1 protein-coding gene is annotated in these 1834 nt (G+C 45.7%); it reads right to left on the bottom strand.

Going from position 1 to position 1834, the window contains the following annotated elements; all coding sequences use genetic code 11:
- Positions 1-80 precede the first annotated feature (80 nt).
- A complete protein-coding gene (locus QT990_RS24385) occupies positions 81-1646 on the bottom strand; it encodes an FAD-dependent oxidoreductase (RefSeq protein WP_333465848.1) in 1566 nt (521 codons plus the stop codon).
- Positions 1647-1834: the final 188 nt, after the last annotated feature.

Raw genomic sequence — 1834 nt, forward strand, 5'->3', positions numbered from 1 at the left:
ATTATATTGTGTTGTGGAACAGGCATCTTGCCTGTTCAGATATTAGCCACGGGCAAGATGCCCGTGCCACAATTAATCAGTTAATAATCGCCTCCAGCGCCATATTGCCACGCTTCAACTAATCGGTGAAAATAGTATTGCTGTTCCGGTGCTAAATTTTTCACCTGCGGTTCTACGGCTTTTCCCAAAGGCTGCAATCCCGTATAAATTCCTAAATTTACATAATGAACCATCCAATCTAGCAAATTAGCTATTCCAACCTGCGGGATAATTTTCATAACTAATCCGGGATGGCTAATTGCTGTTTTAAACAGGGTTTGGGACAAAGCCGGAAACAGCACGATATCTTGAAGAAACGGTTTGAGTACCGGTTCTCCCAAGTCTTCCATTACCTGAAAGACGGCCGCCAAAAGTTGATTGATTTGATTGGGGTCTATTTTTTGATTTATCGCAGCACTCATCGAACGCTGAAACAACCAGGTGACAGATAGATTTGGCTGGTAGGGTTGCAAAAGTGCGAGGGATTTTTTGCTGAGACTGTCGCTTGTCAAAGCTTCGTCAATTCCTAGAGTCAAGCGTTTGAGGTGGCGCACCATTGCCCCGAAACCGCCAAAGCTGAGGGGAGATTGGCTACCGCTGCTGTCTCCGACTGGGAGTATGCGATCCCAAGGCGTTTTTAGAGGACTTTGGCGATAGCAGGGGAAGAATCCGTAGAGTGCTCTTTGGAATTTTAACTGTTCGAGTTCGACGTTTTGATATTGGGGAAGCAAGCGCAAATAGTCTTCAAATAATGTTTCTAAACTGAATCTTTCTGTGTCGGCGTCTATGTAGGTAAATAAGTAGGTGGTGCGGCCGTCTCTGGCTGGAAATGCTTCCCAAAAATATTGGCACTGATTTTGCATTGGGGTGAAGGATGCAAATATGTCCCCGGTGTCGTTTTTGGGGTATCCTTGAGCGCAACTGCCGACTACTAAACATACGGCGTCGGGTTTCTTCCCTTGTCTAGCTTGGCGGACAATGGGCGAAAAATGTCCCATTGCGTCTAATAATAATCTGGTTTTAAATAAGTTTGTAGCAGGTTGTGTATCGGTATTTGCAGATTCTACCAACACTCCATCCGGGTGAATGGTTGCTGTTTTAAATGGTGTATTTTCAAATAGCTTTCCTCCAGCTTGGAGAAATCGCTGTTTCAAGGTTTCTAGGAGGTAAACTGGGTCTATTCCGATGTTTAGTACGTCGCGCACCCAAATGTCTGGGGTGTTGGCAAAGCTGATGCGGGCTGGGTTATATTCAGTGGCGATCGCCTTTTCTATCTCTTCAACAGATAGCAAATTTAGTTCTAAGAATGCGTCTAATTCTTTGCGAGAAATGTTCCATTCTTGATCGCGGCCTCGCAGGGTGCCGCGTTCTATCAAGGCTACTCGCCAACCCCGCACGGCTAAGGCTGTACCGATTAATATTCCTAGGGTTCCGCCGCCGATAACTATGTCGAAGTCGAGGGTTTCCAGGGGTTGTTGGCTGTGTTTGACTGCTTGGGGTGTTGGTGCGGTGTTTTGTTTGAGGTTTTCCCAGAGTCGATCGACTTTTCTCAGGCCTCCGAGGGCGTCTGCTGGCAGTTGGGAGAGGATTTTTTCAGTGAGGGACATCGGGTTTTAGTATTAAACGGTGGTTGATTTTTTATAATTTAGCTTAGATTAACATTTGCGACAGTTTCAGGGCTGACGCATGGGGTGGCGAGAATCCCGGTTTATACTAAGATGTTGCACCATTGTCAATAAGCTTTTTAGGAACAGGCAAGATGCCTGTTCCACAAGAAAATCTACTCTTTGTGGAA

Origin of the sequence: Microcoleus sp. T3_B1 (assembly GCF_036700445.1) — a bacterium.
GTDB lineage: Bacteria > Cyanobacteriota > Cyanobacteriia > Cyanobacteriales > Microcoleaceae > Microcoleus.

What these genes read in the sequence shown, in the direction of transcription:
- QT990_RS24385 (WP_333465848.1), bottom strand. Translation starts at nt 1,646, where the DNA reads ATGTCCCTCACTGAAAAAATCCTCTCCCAACTGCCAGCAGACGCCCTC.